At 73.0% G+C, this 19,551-nt stretch carries 12 protein-coding genes; 4 read left to right on the plus strand and 8 right to left on the minus strand.

The window, feature by feature from the left end; translation table 11 throughout:
• Positions 1-74: 74 nt before the first annotated feature.
• Positions 75-650 (plus strand): TetR/AcrR family transcriptional regulator, encoded by a 576-nt coding sequence (locus B082_RS0116120; RefSeq protein ID WP_018552844.1) that lies wholly within the window; start codon positions 75-77, stop codon positions 648-650.
• Positions 651-912: 262 nt separating this feature from the next.
• Here B082_RS0116120 and B082_RS0116125 read toward each other — a convergent pair whose 3' ends face one another.
• The 8 genes from B082_RS0116125 to B082_RS36190 form a co-directional block, all read right to left on the minus strand.
• Entirely contained in the window at positions 913-1,767 is an 855-nt protein-coding gene (locus B082_RS0116125; RefSeq protein ID WP_018552845.1) for an ABC transporter permease, read from the minus strand.
• Entirely contained in the window at positions 1,764-2,876 is a 1,113-nt protein-coding gene (locus B082_RS0116130) for an ABC transporter ATP-binding protein (RefSeq protein WP_018552846.1), read from the minus strand. The genes B082_RS0116125 and B082_RS0116130 overlap by 4 nt, the downstream gene beginning before the upstream one ends.
• Before the next feature lie 176 nt (positions 2,877-3,052).
• On the minus strand, positions 3,053-3,208 hold the full coding sequence (locus B082_RS39490; protein WP_018552847.1) for a VenA family class IV lanthipeptide: 156 nt from the start codon (positions 3,206-3,208) through the stop codon (positions 3,053-3,055).
• Between the two features lie 45 nt (positions 3,209-3,253).
• Positions 3,254-5,926: a class IV lanthionine synthetase LanL gene (gene lanL, locus B082_RS0116140; RefSeq protein WP_026249856.1), complete on the minus strand. Its 2,673-nt coding sequence runs from the start codon at positions 5,924-5,926 to the stop codon at positions 3,254-3,256.
• A 290-nt stretch (positions 5,927-6,216) separates the two neighbouring features.
• Complete coding sequence (locus B082_RS0116145) at positions 6,217-6,738, minus strand: hypothetical protein (RefSeq protein WP_018552849.1); 522 nt, start codon at positions 6,736-6,738, stop codon at positions 6,217-6,219.
• An 87-nt stretch (positions 6,739-6,825) separates the two neighbouring features.
• On the minus strand, positions 6,826-7,683 hold the full coding sequence (locus B082_RS0116150) for a hypothetical protein (protein ID WP_018552850.1): 858 nt from the start codon (positions 7,681-7,683) through the stop codon (positions 6,826-6,828).
• Entirely contained in the window at positions 7,680-8,294 is a 615-nt protein-coding gene (locus B082_RS0116155) for an ABC transporter ATP-binding protein (protein ID WP_018552851.1), read from the minus strand. Before B082_RS0116155 ends, B082_RS0116150 begins: the two co-directional genes overlap by 4 nt.
• Positions 8,295-8,482: 188 nt before the next feature.
• Positions 8,483-9,901, minus strand: a complete 1,419-nt coding sequence (locus B082_RS36190) for a wax ester/triacylglycerol synthase domain-containing protein (RefSeq protein ID WP_018552852.1) — start codon at positions 9,899-9,901, stop codon at positions 8,483-8,485.
• A gap of 741 nt (positions 9,902-10,642) precedes the next feature.
• Here B082_RS36190 and B082_RS36195 point away from each other — a divergent pair.
• The 3 genes from B082_RS36195 to B082_RS0116175 all read left to right on the plus strand — a co-directional run bounded on the left by B082_RS36195 (position 10,643) and on the right by B082_RS0116175 (position 19,528).
• A complete protein-coding gene (locus B082_RS36195; protein WP_018552853.1) occupies positions 10,643-11,818 on the plus strand; it encodes an SDR family oxidoreductase in 1,176 nt (391 codons plus the stop codon).
• Between the two features lie 73 nt (positions 11,819-11,891).
• Positions 11,892-13,478, plus strand: a complete 1,587-nt coding sequence (locus B082_RS0116170) for a PfaD family polyunsaturated fatty acid/polyketide biosynthesis protein (protein WP_018552854.1) — start codon at positions 11,892-11,894, stop codon at positions 13,476-13,478.
• A 35-nt stretch (positions 13,479-13,513) separates the two neighbouring features.
• Complete coding sequence (locus tag B082_RS0116175; RefSeq protein ID WP_051094628.1) at positions 13,514-19,528, plus strand: type I polyketide synthase; 6,015 nt, start codon at positions 13,514-13,516, stop codon at positions 19,526-19,528.
• Positions 19,529-19,551: the final 23 nt, after the last annotated feature.

Genomic DNA, 19,551 nt, shown 5'->3' on the forward strand with positions numbered 1-19,551 from the left:
GCTCTGCCATACTTTGGCGGAGCACCGTTCCGCCAACTTAGCGGAACATTGTTCCGCGAGCAAAGGAGGGCGTCGTGCCGGAACCGGTCGGGGTACGCCAGGCACAGGCGCAGCGCACCCGCAACGGCGTGCTGGCGGCCGCGGCGGCGGTCTTCGTGGACCAGGGCGTCCAAGCCCCCATCCGTGACATCGCCGAGCGTGCCGGCGTGGGCATCGGCACGCTCTATCGGCACTTCCCGACCCGGGCGGATCTCGTCACCGCCGTCTACCGGCACCAGATCGACACCTGTGCCGCACTCGCGCCCCAACTCCTGGAGGAATCGGCCTCCCCGTTCACCGCGCTGTCGCACTGGGTGGACGCCTTCGTGGAGTTCCTGGTGACCAAGCACGGGCTCGGTGCCGCGCTGGGATCCGGCGACGCGGGGCTGGAGAACCTCCACAAGCTCATGCTCGACACCCTGGTCCCGGCCTGCGCGACGCTGCTCGACGCCTGTGCCGCCGCCGACGAGGTCAGTCCCGACGTGACCGCCTATACGCTCATGCGCGCCATCGGGAACCTCTGTATCACGGGCCCCGACTACGACCGGGCCGACGCCGGGCGCATGGTCGCCACGCTCCTCGCCGGGTGCCGCCACCACGGGAGGGTGTAGGGCCCCCAGGGGATCTTCGCGGGCCCGAGAAGATCCGCCGGACAGGCCCTGTCGGCCCGCCTTCACCGCCGCTGGGCCCGACACCGCCTCGGCTGCCGGGTGGAAAGTGACGTCGCGGGGGTGAAGTCGTGGCGTCCACCGCGCGATGGCCCACGGACGCTGCTGCCCGCCCGCGCCTTGTCAGCACCCGCATCCGGCCGGGGTGGGTGAAGGACCGGTCCCTGCGTGCGTGATGCCGTCGGGATGGCGGCCTTCCCGTACCTCATTCCAGTTTCTTGAACCGGTGGCCCGCCCACATCAGGGCCCCCGCGCCGCCGATCAGGAGCAGGGCCGCTTCCACGGGAAGGGGCAGCTGCCGGCCGGCCCATTCGATGCCACCGACCGCCGAGCTGTTGGGTACCCGCAGGGCGATGCTGCGGCGGAGCATGTCGACGCCGTGGGCGAGCGGGTTCGCGGCGGCCAGGACGTGGGTCCAGCCGGGGAGGGACTGGAGTGGGAAGAAGCCGCCGGAGAGGAACAGCAGGGGCATCATCACCACGCCGAGCAACGTGTGGAACGCCTCCGGCCTGCGAAGACTTACCGCCAGGGTGAGGGCCAGCGCGGTGATGGTGAACGAGATGAGGACCATGCCGACGAGCAGCAGCGCCAGAAGGAGCGGGTCGTAGGGCAGACCGACCACGCCGGCCAGGCTGAGCAGTACGGCGCCCTGGGCCGTGGCGACGAGGGTGCCACCGGCACAGCTGCCCAGGAGCAGCGTCGAGCGGTTGACCGGAGCCATCAGGAGTTCGCGCAGGTAGCCGCTCTGTCGGTCGGTGATCAGGCGGATGCCGACCAGGATGGCCGGTGTCTGCACCGTCATCATGAGCATGCCGGGGTAGAGGTAGGTCTGGTAGCCGACCCCCAGCGATGAGCTGGGGATGAGGGCTGCCAGTCCCCCTCCCAGGATCAGCAGGTACAGCACGGGGTGGAGCAGCATCAGCGCGGTGTGGGCGCGTTGGCCGGCCAGCCGCAGCAGATCGCGGTAGATCAGGGCGTGGATCGCGCGCAGTTCATGTTGCAGGCGGGTCGGGCGTTCACCGGACGGGGCGACCTGGGCGTCGAGAGGAAGTGTGGTCATCGGTCGCCGCCGGTTGCCCGTACGGGGTCGGCGGAGGTCGAAGTGCCCGGTGCCGCGTCGGGGCGTGCGCCGTGGATGCTGCGGCCCGTGTGGTGGAAGAAGACGTCGTCGAGCGTCGGCGGGGTCGCGGAAGCGGCGCGGACGGCGATGCTGTGGCCTTCCAGCGCCGCGCACAGGCGGGGGATCCAGGAGCTGCCGTCGGGTACGCGCAGGCATACGCCGTGGGGGTCCACGGTGACGGAGTGTTCCGGCGGCGCGATCCGGCGGACGATCCGGTGTGCTGTGGTGTCGTCGCTGGTGTGCAGCATGACGCGGTCGTCTCCGATCGCTGCTCTCAGTGCGCGGGGGGTGTCCTGTGCCACCAGCCGGCCGCGGTCGATGATGGCGACGCGATCGCAGTTCGCCGCCTCTTCCAGGTGGTGGGTGGTGACGAAGAGCGTGGTGCCCTGCCGCTCGCGCAGGGCGTGGAGGTGTGCCCAGATCTGCGCGCGGGCGTGGGGGTCGAGGCCGGTGGTCGGCTCGTCCAGGAACAGCAGGCTGGGTGCGTGCAGCAGTTGCCGGGCGATTTCGAGGCGGCGCCGCATTCCGCCGGACAGGGTGCGTACGGGAGAGCGCCGACGGTCGGTCAGTCCGGCGACCTCCAGTACCTCGGCGGCGCGCTGTCGGACGTGGACGCGTCGGATCCCGTAGAGGCGTGCGTGAATGCGAAGGTTCTGTTCGGCGGTCAGGTCCGGGTCCAGGGCGCTCTGCTGGAAGAGCATGCCGACCCGTTGCCGTACCTGGTGGGGCTGTGTGCGCACGTCCGCGCCCGCCACCGTGGCGTGTCCGGCGGTGGGGCGGGCCAGGGCGCACAGCATGGCGATCGTGGTGGACTTCCCGGCACCGTTGGGGCCGAGGAAGGCGAAGGTCTCGCCTTGTCGTACGTCCAGGTCCAGCTCGCGGACGGCATGGGTGGTCGTGCCTTCCGGGCCGGGGTAGCTCTTGACGAGGCCGCGGGTGCTGATGGCGTACTCGGGGTCCGGGAGGTGGGGTGCGGTGTGCGGGCTTGCGATGGCGGCCGTTGCGGGGGCCGCGTGGGCGAGATGGTCATCACCGGTGTGAAGCTGCATGGATCCGGTCCTCGTCTGGTGGTCACCACTCGGTTCCGCCCGGCCTGTGACGCGAGGCCGTGCGCTGTCCGGTCCGCGTGCCGCGCGTCGTGGGAAACGGTCGTGTCGGGTGTCGGGGCCGGCGGTCCGGCCGGTGGCTGCCCCGGGGCAGCCACCGGCCGGACGTGGTGCCGGTCCTAGGCGCAGCTGATGCCGATACAGACCGTGTTGAGCACGGTCAGCAGGCCGACGCACTCGCAGGTGGCCGAGAACTGGGCTCCGTCGGCGCCGACGGGGTCGGTCTCGGGAAGGGCGTGCAGGTGGGCGAGCAGTTCGAGGTCCTGGGCTTCCATGGGATTCTCCTTCTCCTGGGTGGTGGGCGGCAGATTTTCTGCCGCTCAGCCCGGCACCTGGACGAGCCAGTGCCGGGGGTCTGTGTGGCGGAGCCGTAGGAGGAACGCCAGGATTCCGGCGGCCCCGTCGCTCCAGCTGGTCGAGACGTCCGCGTACTCGTTGGGGAAGACCACGTGCCCGTGGCGGCGCGCTCCTTCGGTGAGGAGAAGGCGGCCCATCTCATCGGCCATCGCGCGGTAGGCGGGTTCTCCTGTGGCGGCGCTCATGTCGAGCAGGAAGTCGCCGTTGCCCGCCAGTCCGTGGCACTGGGAGAGGGGGGCGCGGGAAGCGCGTTCCATGACGGCCCGTGTGCTGCGCCGGGCGAGGTCGCCGTATCTGTCGTCGCCGGTGACCTGCCACAGCCGCACGAGGAAGGTGCCGATGCCTGCCGCGCCGTGGCACCAGTACGGGGCGGTGGGCTCGTCAGCGGCCTGGGCGGGCCACTGGGCTGCTTCACCGATGAGTACGGCGCTGTGCAGCAGGTGCTCGCCGACCTCGACCGCAAGCTCCAGGTGTTCCCGGCGTTGCGTCACCACCGCGGTGGAAAGGAGGAAGCAGCCGATGCCGGCGGATCCGTGGGCGAAGCCCAGGTACCGCTTGCCGGTCTCCCCGGTGACCGCTTCCGCGGGTACCGCCCAGCTGACTGCGGACGGGCCGCGCTGGGCGGCGGCCGTCAGCCGGTCGGCCGCGTCGGCGGCCAGTTCGGCGAAGCGCGGGTCGCCGGTGCGGTGCCACAGGTGGAGGGCGGCCATGCCGCTGCCGGCGGTGCCATGGGTGATGTCCTGGTGGAGCGTGGGTTCTTGTGGGGCCAGGGCCAGTGTCAGCGCGTGCTCGACGAGCACCGGGTCATCGATGGCGCGTCCGGCGTCGTACAGCGCCCAGGCGGTTCCGCGGCCCCCGAAGTGCAGGCCGGGGCGGGTGGCGCGGGTGTCGGTCCGGTCCGCGACCCAGTGGCCGGCGGTGGAGAGCAGCTCGGGCAGTCTGGGGTCCGCGGTGAGTTCGAAGTACCGGGTCAGTACGGCGAGGGGGCCGGCGGCTCCCTGCTGCACGGTGCAGGGGTCGGTCTGCCCGGCCGTGGTGGACACGGGCCACAGGCGTCGGTCGTCCGCCGGGGTCATCGAGTCGATGAGGTGGTTCACGAGTCCGGCGACCGCGTCGTGCCGGTCCTCGTCCCGCACCGCGGGACCCTGGCTGCCGCGCCGGGGCGCCGTGGGGCGCGCCTTTTCCGTCCTGCGAAGGGCCTCGCGCGCCCGGGAGGGATCCCAGCGCTCGGCGGGATCGTCCCTCATGAGCCCCAGGATCATGTCCGCCACGCCGTCGGGGAGGTCCGCGGGTCCGGCGCAGGCGGTCAGCCAGGCGGCGAGCCGCTCCTCGTCGGATCTGGTGGGCGGTTCCTCGGGCAGCAGGTTCGGCACCTTGCCGACCAGGACGAGGCAGGCGGTCGCGCCGAGACTGTAGTAGTCGGCGGTCATGGATACGGGTACGTCGTTCAGGCGTTCGGGGGCGCTGAAGCCGGGGGTTCCCACCCGGGTCGGCAGGCAGGAGGCGGCGTCGACGGTGGCGAGCTCCAGGTCGATGAGGCGTAGTTCGCCGTCCGGGCGCACCATGACGTTGCCGGGTGTGAAGTCGCGCAGGACGCAGCCGTGGGCGTGGGCTGCCGCGACCAGGTCGACCAGTCGCGCGACCTGGGCCAGAGCGTCGGCCCGGTAGCGTTTCGCGCCGGCGTCGCGGAAGTGCTCGGCGACCCAGGTCCGCAGGCTGACGCCGGGGACTTCGCTCTGGGCGAGGAACAGGTGGTGGCCGTGCTCGAAGAGCCCCAGCGCGTCCGGGGCGAGTCCCGTGCCCCTGAGAGCCTCCAGCGCTCGGGCCTCGGCGCGGAGCCAGTCGCGGACGTCGTGGCCGGAGGCGTCGCCCTCCACGTGCGGCCGGGTTTCCTTGATGATGACGGGTGCCCCGGTGTGGCTGTCGGTGGCCCGGTAGACCCCGCCCTTGTTGGTGTGCCGGATCGCCTCCCGTACCGTGAAGCGGCCGCCGAGCAGGACCTGGCCGCCGGCCGCGTCCCCCTTGGCGGGAGGCAGGGGCACCGCGGCGGGGAAGGGGCAGACCGCCCAGGAGGGCGGGCAGTAGCGGCCGCTGCGCTCGTCCTCCACGGGATTGCCGTCGGGGTCCTCGATGTACCAGATCAGCAGGCCGTCGTCGGACAGCCGTTGCCGGCCGGTGAAGGCCCCGTAGCGGTAGTGCACCAGGCTGTGCGGGGCGTAGGGCTGGTCGGAAAGGATCCGGGGGCCGGCCAACCCGGCTGTCACCGCGTGCAGTTCGCGGGCGAGCCGGACCGCGTCGGCGTCCGAGCGCGGGTAGACGGTGAGGAACTTGCCCGAGCTGCCGCGCGGCGTGGCACGGGAGTTGAGTGCGTTCACCTGGTCGAGGGAGCGGGCGAACTTGAAGGGGGATTCGTCCCGCAGCAGGACGTCCAAGGCCTTCGCCAGGACGGTCGGCGCGGAGGCGGCCGTTGCCGACAGGTGCAATTTCCAGCCCTGGTCGCGACCGGTCCCGGACCGTGCGGCGACCCGGCACCACATCTCGTCGGTGGCGGCTGTCCAGCGCGCGGCCGTCCGGGTGTTCCGCAGGGCTTGGTGGAGAAGGCTTTCCAGCTCGACTTGGGTTGCTTGGCTCGTCATGTGTGTCCCTCTCAACGGTGAGGACCGCTGATCGGAAATTGCCCATGTCACGTGAACGCGGAACGCGCACGGGCCGGAATCACCTGCTTCAGCGAGCGCACAGGTCTTGCTCTTGCCGTGTGCGGCGCCGCCCGGCGCGCAGTGAGGCGCACGGGCGGTGAGCATCGGACGGTGGTCGGCCGAAGGTCACGGGATCCGAGGAGATGACGGGCCGGCCCAGGCGGGCCGTTCGCCGCGCCGCGCTCCGAACGGGAACCCGTCCGGAGCGCGGCGCGGCCCGGTGGGTTCCGTTACCAGCCCGCCTTCGCCGCGTCGTACGCGGCACGGCAGTCGGCGTTGGTGGCGCCGGCGGTGAGCTTCTCCATGGAGCTCTTCCAGATCCGCTTGGCCAGCTTCTCCAGCTCGCGCGTCTCGGCGGGCACGTTCGGAGCGTACTTCTTGATCGTCGCCAGGGATGACTTGGCGAACTTGTTGCACACGGGCCCGGCCGCGTTGCGGTAGCGGGTGTCCAGGTCTGCTGCGACGGCCTGGCCGTTGTCGGTCGCCCAGGTGTTCCAGGCGGCGCATGCCTTCTCGGTGAAGACCTTCTGGTCGGTCTCGCTGAGGCCGAGGACCTCGCCGAGCATGGTGTTCTTGGCCTTGTCCGGGACCGTGAAGTCGACGACGGGGAACTTGTCGAAGGTTTCCAGCAGCGCTTCCTGACACGCGGGCGGAAGGCCGGCGGCCCGCGCCGGGGAGGGAACGGCGAGCGCGGACGCGGACAGGAGGGCGACGGCGAGGACCGTGCTGCGGGCGGTACGCGAAAGGGTCATGGGGGTGGTGCTCCTTGCACGAGGGGGTGTCGTCGCGGGCGCCGCTTCGGCGCCCGCGACGACAGAACGATCACCGGCATTCGTAGGTCACGGCTGCCGCGAGCGGGATGGACGCCGGGGCGTTTCCGACCGGCCGGAGGCCTCCGGGTGCCGGGCGGGCACAGGGACGCTCGCCGTCCGCTGGGGCGGCAGCGCGTCGCGGGTGCGCCTGCGGAAGACCAGCAGCCCCGCGCACGCGGCCCCGGTGAGCCAGAGGACCTGGATCGCGAGGCCCTCGCCCACCGGGGCGTCGGAGAAGGCCGCGGCCATGCCGGCCTGCACGGCTCCGTACGTCGGCAGGAAGTGCACGACGGGGCTGTCCGAACCGGAGCTGGAGAGGGGGTTCTGCAGGGCGACATCGAGGATGCTGATCATCAGGATGGCGAACATGCCTTCCACCTCGCGGCGGAGCACCGAGCCGAAGACCACTCCGAGCGCCCCGTAGGTCAGGGCGGCGAGGAACAGTCCGGCGGCCAGCATGAGGGGCTGGCGGGGGGACCAGGCGAAGCCGGCCGCGGCCGTGGCGTAGGCGGCGACGGCCGTGCAGACCAGGGTGAGCGCGGAGAGCTTGGCGAGGACGAGGTGGTAGCGCGGGTAACCCGCCATGGCCAGGCGGCGGTCGAAGGCGCCGCCGGTGAAGGTGGCGGCGAACATCATGAAGCCGGCGATCAGGGTGACCGCGTTCAGCGCGCCGGTGATCTGGGTGAGGTGGTTGCCGGGCGGGGACAGGACCTCGCCCGTGGCCCGTAGCCGGAACGGTGCCGGCCGGTCGGGGATGGCCACGTAGGCCAGGCCGATCCACACGGGGATGTACACGACGACCAGCAGCATCGCGAACCGGTTGCGGGCGTGGCCGATCAGCGCGTACCGGGAGGCTGTGGTGAACAGGGACCAGTGCCGCCTCACGCCGTCGCCTCCGTACGGGTGTCCTGGCGGTGCAGTCGCCCGCCCTCCAGACGCCACAGCAGGTCGAGCCGGTCGATGTCGTACGCGAGGTGCGAGACGACCAGCACCGAGCGTCCGGCGTCGCGCAGGCTCGTCGCCAGCTCCCAGAAGCGCAGATATGTCTCCCAGTCGAACCCCTGGTAGGGCTCGTCCAGCAGCAGGACGTCCGGATCGTGCATGAGCGCCAGGGTGAGGTTCAGCTTCTGCCTGGAGCCGCCGCTGAGCAGGCCCGCCCGGTGGTCGAGGTACTCGGTGAAGGCGAGGATCTCCATCACTTCGCGGGCCCGTAGCAGGTCGGGGAGGCCGAACGCGCTCCGGAAGAAGTCGAGGTGCTGGCGGACGGTGAACGAGTCGTCCAGGACGACGGCCTGCGGGCAGTAGCCGAATCTGCCGCGGTGTCGCACCGTCCCCCGGTCGGGCCTGAGTTCACCGGCGAGCACCTTGAGCAGTGTGGTCTTGCCCGCGCCGTTCTCCCCGACGATCCCGGCGAGCGTGCCGGGCCGCAGATGGAGGTCGACTCCTGCGAGCACGGTTTGCTGCCGGTAGGAGTGGTGCACATCCGTGACGTCCATCGCGCTGCTCCGTCGTGACAGGTCTTCCCGAGGGGCCCCGGCATGGGAGGCCCCGTGGCCCGGCGGGTGGTCCGGCCGGCCGTTCGGCCGCGTGAGCGGCCTGCCCGTGACACCAACGAGCGGACCGCACAGGGGAAACGGTGGCGTGCGGGTGCCCCGCACGGCAGGCCGTGCGGCGGCCGCCCGCGTCATTCCGGCGTCGAGCCGTCCTCCAGTTCCTTCACGGCCTGCTCCCACAGCTCCGGCAGGAGTTCGCCCAGCGGCAGGCCGCGGTGGGCGACCATGGAGACCTCGGCCCACTGGCCGAAGAACGAGAGCCCGACCGCGAAGAGGTGTCCGGGCACGAGCAGGGGCAGGAGTGCGGTGCCGGTCACCTGGCTCTCCCCGAGGCTGCCCTTGTCGGCGAGGGGCATGGAGGTGGCCATGACGTTGGTGACGCGTGGGGAGAGGACCCTGCGCATGTACCACTCGGTGGGACGGGCCGGCATGAAACGGACCAGGTCCCCGATGGCCTGCCGCCACACGTCGCCCCGGAGCTTCCGGGTAGCCGTCATGACGTGGTCCAGTCGCCGCAGGGCCGCGTCACGGTCCGGGGTCCCGTCCGGATGGGACGAGGTGATCCGGACCGGGAGTTCCAGCGGCAGGGCGAAGCAGCGGTTTCCCCAGGTCTGTTCCTCGTCGGGGCGCCGTGCGTCGACGGGCAGTACGGCCGTCACCCGTGGGAGAGGTACACCCGAGCGCTGTGACCAGGCCCGCAACGCCCCTGTGAGCGCGGCGAGGTGCACGTCGTGGACCGAGCCGCCGCGGGCCTCGCCGATCCGGCGGAGGGTGTCCACCGGTACGCGGCCACGCCACAGTTGCCGTTCCCCGGCGGGGGCGGACACGGCGGCGGGGCGGTGTCCGCGTACGACGAGGGTGCGGGCGACGAACTTCACGGCCAGGCCGGCGGCCGAGGCCACACGCCGGGGCATCGCGGCCCGACGGCTCCGTTCCGGCACCGGCCGGGCCGAGGGCTCCCCCTCGCCGAGCATGGCCCGGAAGGTCATGGCCGCGGCCGAACCGTCCTGACAGGCGTGGCGGAAGCGGTAGCAGACGGCGTACGCGTCGGGGGCGTGGCCGTGGATCAGCCAGACCCCCCAGTAGGTACCGGCCGCGAACGGGGCGTTGAGCGCGGTGTGCAGGGCGCGGTCCCACCCGGCCGGGCCGTCGGCGACGACCTCGTGCACATGCAGGTCCACGTCGAAGCCGGCGTCCGGCTGCCAGCGGGGCCGCCTGCCGCCCTCGATCCGGCTCGTGAGCAGAGGCAGCTTCCCCAGGCCGTGGCCCACGTATGCGCGGAGGTCGGCGAGGGCGGGGGGCGGGCCGCTGAAGTACGCGACGCCGCCGGCGTCCCAATGGACGTCGGGGCGGCGGCGTTCCAGGTTGAGGAAGGCGCGGTCGACGGAGTGGGCGGGCCGGTGGGGAGGGGAAACGGGGCGCTCGGTCCGGCCCGACTCGCTGGAGTGGTCCGGCTGACCTGACGGGGCGGGCCGGGCGGGCGGGATCGACGGGGCGGTCGGCGTGGGCGCCGACTGCGCCGGGGAGCCGGATTGATCGGAATCGGACATGGGGCTTCGGCTCCAATGCGTGACGGTGCGTGCGGGGCGGAGGTACGGGTGCGGGCCGCGGACCGCCTCCGTGGCGGGACGTTGTGGACGGCGGCCGGCCATCCAGCCCCGCCGTGTTCCTCAGGATGACCGCGCGCGACGGTGTACCGGCCCCGGCGACCGGCGCCCGCCCTTCCCGAACGGCCCGGTTCCCGCGCGGTGCGGCGGGTGGTTCCGTAGCTCGTTTCGGACCGCTTGCGATGCCCGTCGCCCGTGCCGTGTCTGCTCTCCCTCGGCTCGGAGGCCACGGCTGTCCGGCGCGGCACGGTCGAAGACTCCTCGGTCGCGGCGCGCTCGGCAAGATCCCTCGAAGGGGGGACGGGCCTCTTGGACGGGGACGGATGCGGGGATGGATGCGGGGACGGTTTCCGCCTTCGGTGGAGGCGTGCGCCTGCCGTCGTGCGCCGTACTCCGTTCGAGTGAGCAGGCCGAATCGGGGGCGTTCGCTCCGGCCGCCGTCTGTCATCGTGTGCCGTGCGCCGGAGATCATCGCGCCCGGAAAGGGCCGAGGAGCTGATGGCGAGGCCGGGGACGTCGGAGAAGCGGCGAACGCTCGCAGCACCGGGCCGGCCCGACCGGTCGAGCCGCTCGTGGCGTGCCCCGCCGCCGGTACGGCATGTCGCGTCCCGTCCCGGTCGCCCCACCGACGCCCCCTCCTCCCCCGCCTCCGCGCGGGCCCGTCCTTCCGAAGCCCTTGGAGCCATGGCCGTGCAAGTCGCCCTCACCGGCGCCACCGGATTTCTCGGACTGCGCCTGCTGCGTCGTCTGCTCGACACGCACCGGTCGCTGACAGTCCTGGCCCACGCGGGATCGGGGGACGCGCTGCGCCGGATCACCCGGTTCTTCGAACTGACGGGCGCACCCGAGGCGTTCACCGCCGAGCTTCCGGTCCGGCTGCGGGTGGTGGAGACCGATCTCGCGCGGCCCAGGCTGGGGCTGTCGGAGCGGGCGTTCCGGGACCTGGCCGACACCACCGGCGCGATCTGGCACAGCGCGGGCAGCATCAACCTGGAGGGCGACCTTCCCGAGCTGCGCCGGACCAATGTCGAAGGGACACGGCATGTCCTGGAGCTGGCGGCGGCGAGCCGACTGCGGCCCCGCGTGCACCACGTGAGCACCGCATTCGTGGCGGGGTCGCGGCGCGAGGGGGTGGCGTACGAGGACGAACTCGATGACACCTGCGGCTTCGAGAACGCCTACGAGCGCTCCAAGTACGAGGCGGAGCTGCTGGTTCACGCCTGGTCCAGGGAGCACGGCCGGCCCGTGCTGGTCCTGCGGCCGAGCATCCTGGTCACCGACCTGCCGCCGCACCCCGAACTTCCCTCGCATCCGCTGCTCGTCATCGAGCGGATCCTGCGGGAGGCGCTGCGCGCCGCGGGGCCGGAGGGCGACAGAGGTGTGTCACCGCACGCTCCCGGGTGCCACACCGGGTCCGCCCCGCGCGTCCGGATGGTGGGGCACCGGCACGGCCGGCTGAACCTCCTGCAGGTGGAGCACGCGGCCGAGGTCATGGTGCGGCTGGCCGGGCGGACGCCCTCGGGCGGGGTCGACACCTACCACGTCGTCCATGACCGCGATGTGCCCGTGCCGACGTTCGTGGCCCTGCTGGAGCGGCTGGGGCCCTTCTCGATCGACCTGGTCGCCGGCCGTTCGGGGAGGCCTTCGGCTCTTGAGGCCCTGCTGGACTTCTACCCGGGCATGACGGCCTACCTCGCCCACCGGCGACGGTTCGACGACACCCGCGTCAGGGCGCTGCTCGGCCCGTCGGCCGCATCCGCCGCGGTGGGCCTCGACTACCTCTGGTCCGGCGTGGCTCCGGGCCCCCTGCCGGTGTCCGGACCACCCGCGACGGCTTCCCCGCCCGCTCGCTGCGCCTGACCTCGGGCCAGTCCACCCCAGCGCTCTCCTTCCCCCTCGACCGATCCGCGTCCTGCCCCGTTGGAGCCTCCCCGTGCCCCTCCTCGCCACTGCTTCCGGCTCCCCTGCCGCGTCCCCGCCGGCCTTCGCACCCGACGGGATCGCGGCCTGCGCCCGGCGCATCCGTGAGCCGGTCCACGTGGTCAGTGGGCCGGACGGCCGTGAGCTGGGGCTCGCGCACGGTCCCACGCCCTCGGGGCGGGTCGTCGGAACGCTGCCGCCGCTGTACCCCGAGTGGCTCGGCGGCCGTACCTTCTGCGAGGCGCACGGTGTCCGGTTCCCCTATGTCGCGGGCGAGATGGCCAACGGCATCGCGACCACGGCCATGGTGTCGGCGATGGCCCGGGGGGACATGCTCGGCTTCTTCGGCGCGGGCGGGCTGGCGTACGGGGAGGTGGAGCGGGCCGTACGCACGCTGGTCGATGAGCTGGGCGGGCGCCGGAACTGGGGTGTGAACCTCATCCACTCACCGGCCGAACCGGCCCTGGAGACGCGCGTCGCCGAGCTTCTCGTGCGCTGCGGTGTGCCCCGGGTCTCCGCGTCGGCGTACATGGAGCTGACCCCGGCCGTCGTGTGGTGCTCGGCCCGGGGACTGCGCCGGGGCGCGCACGGGGACATCGTCCGGCCGACCCGGATGCTCGCGAAGGTCTCCCGGCCCGAGGTGGCCGAAAGGTTCCTCTCCCCCGCCCCGGCCGCCCTCCTGGACTCCCTGGTGGCCGAGGGCAGGCTGACCCGGGAGGAGGCGGATCTGGCGGCCCGTGTGCCGGTGGCCGAGGACATCACGGTGGAGGCGGACAGCGGCGGGCACACCGACAACCGGCCGCTGTCGGTCCTGCTGCCGAGGATCGCCGCGCTGCGCGACACGCTCTGCCGGAGGTTCGGCTACCGCCGGCCGGTCGGGATCGGTGCGGCCGGCGGCCTCGGCACTCCTGAGGCGGTGGCCGGCGCCTTCGCTCTCGGCGCGTCGTACGTGGTCGTCGGGTCGGTGAACCAGACCTCCGCCGAGGCCGGTCTGTCCGACGAGGCCAAGGCGATGCTGTGCGACGCGGACATCGCCGATGTGGCCATGGCCCCGGCGGCCGACATGTTCGAGCTGGGGGTGAAGCTCCAGGTGCTGTCGCGCGGCACGATGTTCGCGCAGCGGGCCGGCCGGCTCCACGCGGCGTACCGGACGCACGGCTCCTTGGAGGAGATCCCGCCCGCCCTGCGCGCCCTGCTCGAACGTGATGTGCTGCGGGCCCCGTTCGAGGAGGTCTGGCAGCGTACGCGGGCGTTCTGGGAGGAGCGCGACCCCGCCGAGATCACGCGCGCGCAGGCGGATCCGAAACACCGGATGGCGTTGGTCTTCCGCTGGTACCTGGGCAGTTCGAGCCGCTGGGCGATCACCGGGCACGGGGCGCGGCGGGCCGACTACCAGATCTGGTGCGGGCCGTCGATGGGTGCCTTCAACCAGTGGGTGGCGGGCACCTGGCTGGCCGAACCCGGGCACCGGACCGTGGTGCAGATCGCTCTCAACCTGCTCGAAGGCGCGGCCGTGCTCACCCGCGCCCATCAACTGCGTACCCATGGAGTTCCTTTGCCTCCTCAGGCTTTCACCTACGTGCCGTGCGAGCTGGCGTGAGCGGCCCCGGCGTTCCGGAGGCGCCGACCCTGCCGATGCCCCCGATTCCAGGAGATGCCGTGGACGCCGCCCCGTCCGGCCGCAACCCCGTGGCCGTGGTCGGGGTGGGCGCTCTGGTGCCCGGCGCGACGGACGCGGCCGGATACTGGCGGATCGTGTGCGGCGGGCGGGACCTGATCACCGAAGTGCCGGCGTCCCGCTGGCGGGTGGAGGACCACTACGATCCGGACCCGGCCGCGCCCGACAAGACGTACGCCCGCCGGGGCGCGTTCCTGCCGGAGGTGGACTTCGACCCGATGGCGTACGGGGTGCCCCCCACCGGTCTGTCGTCGACGGACACGTCGCAGCTCCTCGCTCTGATGGTCGCCGACCAGGTGCTGGCGGACGCCGGTGGCCGGGACCGGGTGGACCGGGAGCGGACCGGTGTCGTCCTCGGCGCGGCCGCCCTGGAACTCCTCCCCCACATGTACGGGCGCACCCATCGCCCGGTGTGGCTCGCCGCGCTGCGGGAGAGCGGTCTCGGGGAGGCGGAGGCGCAGGCCGTGTGCGACCGCATCTCGGCGCGATTCGCTCCGTGGCGGGAGTCGACCTTTCCCGGCCTGCTGGGCAATGTCGTCGCCGGCCGGATCTCCAACCGGTTCGATCTGCACGGCATCAACCACACCACCGACGCCGCGTGCGCCAGTTCCCTGGCGGCGCTGTCCACGGCGGTCGGTGAGCTGGCGCTCGGCCGGGCCGATCTGGTGATCAGCGGGGGTGTGGACACGGGGAACGACGTCGGCATGTTCCTCTGCTTCTCCAAGACGCCCGCGCTGTCGCCCAGTGGTGACTGCCGGCCGTTCTCGGCCGCGGCGGACGGCACCATGCTCGGCGAAGCGGTCGTCATGTACGCGCTGAAGCGGTTGGCGGACGCGGAGCGGGACGGCGACCGGATCCACGCGGTGATCCGGGGCATCGGCACCTCGTCCGACGGCAGGAGCACGGCGATCTACGCCCCGCTGCCGGACGGGCAGGCGAAGGCCCTGCGACGCGCCTACGAGGACGCGGGGTACGGGCCGGAGACCGTGGAACTGGTCGAGGCGCACGGGACGGGCACCAAGGCCGGGGACACCGCCGAACTGGCCGCTCTGGGCGAGGTGTTCGGTGCGTCGGGCCGTTCGGACGGTCCCTGGTGTGCGATCGGCTCGGTGAAGTCGCAGATCGGCCACACCAAGTGTGCGGCGGGTGCGGCGGGGCTGCTCAAGGCCGTCATGGCCCTGCACCACAAGGTGTTGCCGCCGACCGTGAAGGTCGAGCGGCCCAACCCGGCGGCGGCCGGTCCGGACGGCCCGTTCTACGTGAACACCGAGACGCGCCCCTGGGTGCGGCCCGCCGGGCATCCGCGCCGGGCCTCGGTGTCGAGTTTCGGGTTCGGCGGCAGCAACTTCCACGTCACGCTGGAGGAGTACGCGCCCTCGGGCGCCCCGGGCCGCCTGGCCCTGCGCCACCGGACGGCGCCGAGCGAACTGGTCCTGTTCAGCGGCGCGTCCCCGGCGGACCTCGCGCTCCCGGCTCCGGACGACGGCCGTCCGCTCGCCGCGCGGGCGCGGGAGAGCCACGCCGCCTTCTCCCCCACCGACCGGGTGCGCCTGGCGATCGTCGCCGACGACGGTGAGGATCTGAGGGAGAAGTACGGGCAGGCGCTCGCGCTGATCGGACAGCGGCCCGGCACGGCGTTCTCCACACCGTCCGGAATCCGGTACGCGTACGGGGAGCCCGAGCCCGGCCGCATCGGCTTCCTGTTTCCCGGACAGGGTTCCCAGTACGTCGGGATGGGCGCCGCCCTCGCGATGCTGGCGCCCGCCGCCCAGGCCGTGTGGGACCGGCTGGGCGGCACCCGCTTCGAGGGGCGGCCCCTGCACCGGGCCGTGTTCCCGCCGCCGGCCTTCACCGATGAGGAACGGGCGGCCCGGCGGGCGCTGCTGGACGCCACCGAGTGGGCGCAGCCCGCGCTCGCGGTGCACGCGCTGTCGGTGCTGGAGGTGGTGCGTGAGCTGGGGTTGCGTCCGGACTGCGTGGCGGGGCACAGCTTCGGTGAGCTGGTGGCGCTGCACTGCGCGGGTGTGCTGGACGCCGAGTCGTTGGTGGGGCTCGCCCGTCGCCGTGGTGAGCTGATGCGGGACGCGGCGGGTGTGCCCGGTGCGATGCTGGCCGTGGCGGCTGACCGGGAGCAGGTGGCGAAGGTGCTGGCCGGGGGCGGATTCGGTGATCTCTGGCCGGCCAATCACAACGCCCCCCGCCAGGTGGTGCTTTCGGGGTCCGCGGAGGCTGTCGGGCGCGCCGAGACGGCGTTCGCCGACGAGGGGGTGGTGACCAGGCGGCTGGCCGCGTCGAACGCCTTCCACAGCCCGTTGGTCGCGCCGGCCGCCGAGCCGCTCGCCGCGTATCTGCGCGCTGTGCCGCTCACGGGGCCCGGGATCGAGGTCTACGGCAACGCCGACGCGGCACCGTATCCCTCGGCCCCCGAGGAAGTGCGCCGCCGGATCACCGGTCACCTCGCCTCGCCTGTGCTGTTCCAGGACCAGATCGAGGCGATGTACGCGAGCGGCGTGCGGACCTTCGTCGAGATCGGGGCGGGGAACGCGCTGACCGTCCTGGTGGGACAGATTCTCGGTGACCGCCGGCATGCGGCCGTCTCCCTGGACCGGCCGGGCCGCAACGGGGTCACCAGCCTGCACACCGCGCTCGGTGAACTCGCCGTGCGCGGTGTCCCCCTCGACTTCGGCACTCTCTGGGCCCCTTACGACTCGCCCGAAACCTCAGCGAAGGAGCGCGCGCCCCGAATGACCGTGAAAATCAGCGGAGCCAACTGCCACCCGGCCACCGGGCCGGCCACCGGGCCGGAGGGCGAACCGGAACACCGGCCGGAGCCCGCGCACGTGCCCGAGTCCGACACCCGGGCGGCCCCCATGCCCGCGCACGTACCCGTGTCCGACACCGAGACGGCCCCTACGCCCGCCCATGTCCCCGCGTCCGCTCCCGTTCACGCCCAGCCGGCGGCGCCCGTGCCCACGCCCGAGGCCATCCCGCACAGTACCGACCTGTACGCGGCGGTCGACCAGGTCCACCGGCAGACGGCCGAGGCCCACGCGGCCTGCCAACGGATGCTGGCGGACAGTCACATGGCCTTTCTCCGGATGACCGAGGCGAGCCTGGCCGCGATGCTGGGAATGCCTTCCGCCGGGGACACGGACACACTCACCGCACCCGTTCCCCCGGGACCGCTGCCACTCGCTCTCCCGTCGTCACCGCCGCAGGCGCCGGTCATGGGGGCGATCGGCACCACGGCGGCCGTGCCCGCTCCGGCCGCACCCGCCGGCCCCGTACCTCCGGCACCCGCCGATCCCGTCCCCGTCCCCGTACCGTCTCCGTCTCCGGTTCCGGTCGATGGTGACGGAGATGGTGATGGTGTCGTGTCCCTGTCGCCGTCGGAGCTGGAAGCGCTCCTCCTGTCTGCGGTGGCCCGGCTCACCGGTTATCCGGCCGACATGCTCGACATGGACATGGAGCTGGAGGCGGATCTCGGAGTCGACTCCATCAAGCGGGTCGAGATCCTGTCGGCCGTTCGCCGTGAGCTGGGTGACCTCGCGGCCGGAGACTTCGGGCACCTCGGCCGGCTCCACACCCTGCGCGAGATCGTCGACGCGCTCGCCACGGGCCCCGGGCCCGCGCCTTCCACAGGCACCGCCGCTCCGGAGGGTGCCGGGTTTCCCGGTCCCCACGCCGCGTCCGGCGAGCAGGCCGCACTGACGAGACTCGTCCCGCGCATGGTGGAGTCACCGGCCGCCGGCCTGGCGACAGCGGGGCTGCTGGGCGGTCCGGTCGTCGTGACCGGTGAGGGTCCGGACGGGTGCGGGCTGACCGGCCTGGTGGCCCGCAAGCTCGCCGAGCACGGCGTGAACGCCGTCTTCGCGGCGACGGTGCCCCCGGACGCACGGGCCGTCGTCCATCTCGGCGGGCTGACCGCTGCCGCCACGCAGGAGGCGGCCGGAGAGGTCCACCGGTCGGCGCTCCGTGCGGCGCGTACGGTGGCGGCGCGGGCGCCCGAGGGCGGCAGCCTGTTCGTGACCGTGCAGGACACCGGGGGCGACTTCGGGCTCGGCGGCCACGCCGCCGGCCGTGCCTGGCTCGGTGGGGTCGCCGGTCTGGCCAGGACCGCGGCGAAGGAGTGGCCGGACGGCTCGGTCAGGATCGTCGACTGCGAGCGGGGCGGCCGGGACGACGAGACCGTCGCCGACGCGGTCGTACGGGAACTGCTCGAAGGCGGCGCCGACAGGGAGGTCGGCCTCCGCGCGGACGGCACCCGGGCCCTGTTGCGGATGGTGTCCTCCGCGGTGACGTCCGCCGGCGACGGTGCCCGGCGGATCACCTCCTCGTCCGTGATCGTGGCCACCGGCGGCGCGCGCGGTGTGACCGCCGCCGCCCTGCTGGACCTGGCCAGGACCCACCGTCCGCGGATCGTCCTGGTGGGCCGAACCGACCCGGGCGCCGAACCCGAGGGCCTCGGATCGGCGTCCGACGAGCCGTCGCTGACCCGCCTGCTCGCGGAACGCGCCGGCACGGGCGCGGCGGCCTCCTCGCCCGCGCGGATCGCGGCGCGGGCCAGGGAGATCCTGGCGGCGCGCGAGGTGCGCGCGACGCTGGCGGCGCTGGAGGCGGCCGGCTCACCGGTCAGGTACGTCCAGGTGGATGCCCGCGACGGTGTCGCCCTTGCGGCCGCCCTTCGCGAGGTACGCGACACCTGGGGTCCGGTCACCGGCATCGTGCACGGTGCGGGTGTGCTGGCGGACAAACGGATCGCCGACAAGAGCGACGATCAGGCCGATCTGGTGATCTCCACCAAGGTGGACGGTCTGCGGGCTCTGCTGGCGGCGACGGCGGACGATCCGCTGGAGACGATCTGCCTGTTCTCCTCGGTGGCCGCCGTGTTCGGCAACCCGGGGCAGAGCGACTACGCCATGGCCAACGAGGTCCTTCATCAGGTCGCGTCGGCCGAGCAGGCCCGCCGCCCCGGCTGCCTGGTGCGGTGCGTGGCCTGGGGGCCCTGGCAGGGCGGCATGGTGACGCCGTCCCTGGCGGGGCACTTCGGCCGGTCCGGGGTTCCGCTCATTCCGCTGGAGCAGGGCGCCGCCGCCTTCACCGCCGAGTTGGGCACCGCTCCCGGGGAGGCCCGCGTCGTCCTGGTGGCCGGGGACGACCCGGCCGCCATGGCGCCGGCCGCCGGTCCTTCCGGGGCGCAACTGCTGGTCCGCTCCGACTCGCTGCCGCAACTGGCCGACCACGCGCCCGCCGATGTCCCTGTGCTGCCCGTGGCGATGGCCCTGAACTGGTTCGCCGGTGCGGCCGCTTCATGGCTGCCGGCCCCCGGACCGTTCGTCCTGCGGGATCTGCGGGTGTACAGGACGTGCCCCCTGCCGGATCTCGCGGGTACGGGCCACCTGCTCTCCCTGCTCGGCAGCACGGGCGCGCCCGGTGCGCCCTCGGGGCTGGAGGCGGAGCTGCGGGGCGAGGACGGTCTGGCGTTCTACCGGGCGGTGCTGGACACCTGGGCCGACAGGCCGGTTCCGGCTCCGTGGGAGACCCCCGAGGGTCTGAAGCCGCTCGACGCGTCTTCCCCGTACGCGGGGACGGCCCTGTTCCACGGGCCCCGGTTCCACGCGCTGCGGACGGTGAGCGGTGTGTCGGACGACGGGGCCGAGGCGACCGTGGTGGGCGTGCGCGCCCTGGAGTGGGCGGGCGCGCACTGGCCGCTCGACGCCGCTGCCGCGGACGGCGCCCTGCAACTCGCCCTGCTCTGGGCCGAGGCGGTGCTCGGGGCGGGGACGCTGCCCATGGCCGTCGCCGAGTGCAGGGTGCACCGGCGCGGTCCGGTGGACGGCACCGTGCGGTGTGTGGTCCGGGGACGCAAGGCGCACACCACGGGGGCGCGCTGCGACGCGGCACTGATCGATGCCGACGGATCCGTCCTGCTGGAACTGATCGGTGTCGAACTCGTCCGCCGCCCTTCCTGACACCGCAGCCGGACCCACGCCCT

Origin of the sequence: Streptomyces sp. ATexAB-D23 (assembly GCF_000373645.1) — a bacterium.
GTDB classification, from domain to species: Bacteria; Actinomycetota; Actinomycetes; order Streptomycetales; family Streptomycetaceae; genus Streptomyces; species Streptomyces castrisilvae.

Bases quoted from the DNA above. Each gene is read 5' to 3' on its own strand.
- B082_RS0116145 (WP_018552849.1), bottom strand. From the start codon at position 6,738: ATGACCCTTTCGCGTACCGCCCGCAGCACGGTCCTCGCCGTCGCCCTC.
- B082_RS0116155 (WP_018552851.1), bottom strand. From the start codon at position 8,294: ATGGACGTCACGGATGTGCACCACTCCTACCGGCAGCAAACCGTGCTC.
- B082_RS36190 (WP_018552852.1), bottom strand. From the start codon at position 9,901: ATGTCCGATTCCGATCAATCCGGCTCCCCGGCGCAGTCGGCGCCCACG.
- B082_RS36195 (WP_018552853.1), top strand. From the start codon at position 10,643: ATGGCCGTGCAAGTCGCCCTCACCGGCGCCACCGGATTTCTCGGACTG.
- B082_RS39490 (WP_018552847.1), bottom strand. From the start codon at position 3,208: ATGGAAGCCCAGGACCTCGAACTGCTCGCCCACCTGCACGCCCTTCCC.
- B082_RS0116130 (WP_018552846.1), bottom strand. From the start codon at position 2,876: ATGCAGCTTCACACCGGTGATGACCATCTCGCCCACGCGGCCCCCGCA.
- B082_RS0116125 (WP_018552845.1), bottom strand. From the start codon at position 1,767: ATGACCACACTTCCTCTCGACGCCCAGGTCGCCCCGTCCGGTGAACGC.
- B082_RS0116175 (WP_051094628.1), top strand. From the start codon at position 13,514: ATGCCCCCGATTCCAGGAGATGCCGTGGACGCCGCCCCGTCCGGCCGC.
- lanL (WP_026249856.1), bottom strand. From the start codon at position 5,926: ATGACGAGCCAAGCAACCCAAGTCGAGCTGGAAAGCCTTCTCCACCAA.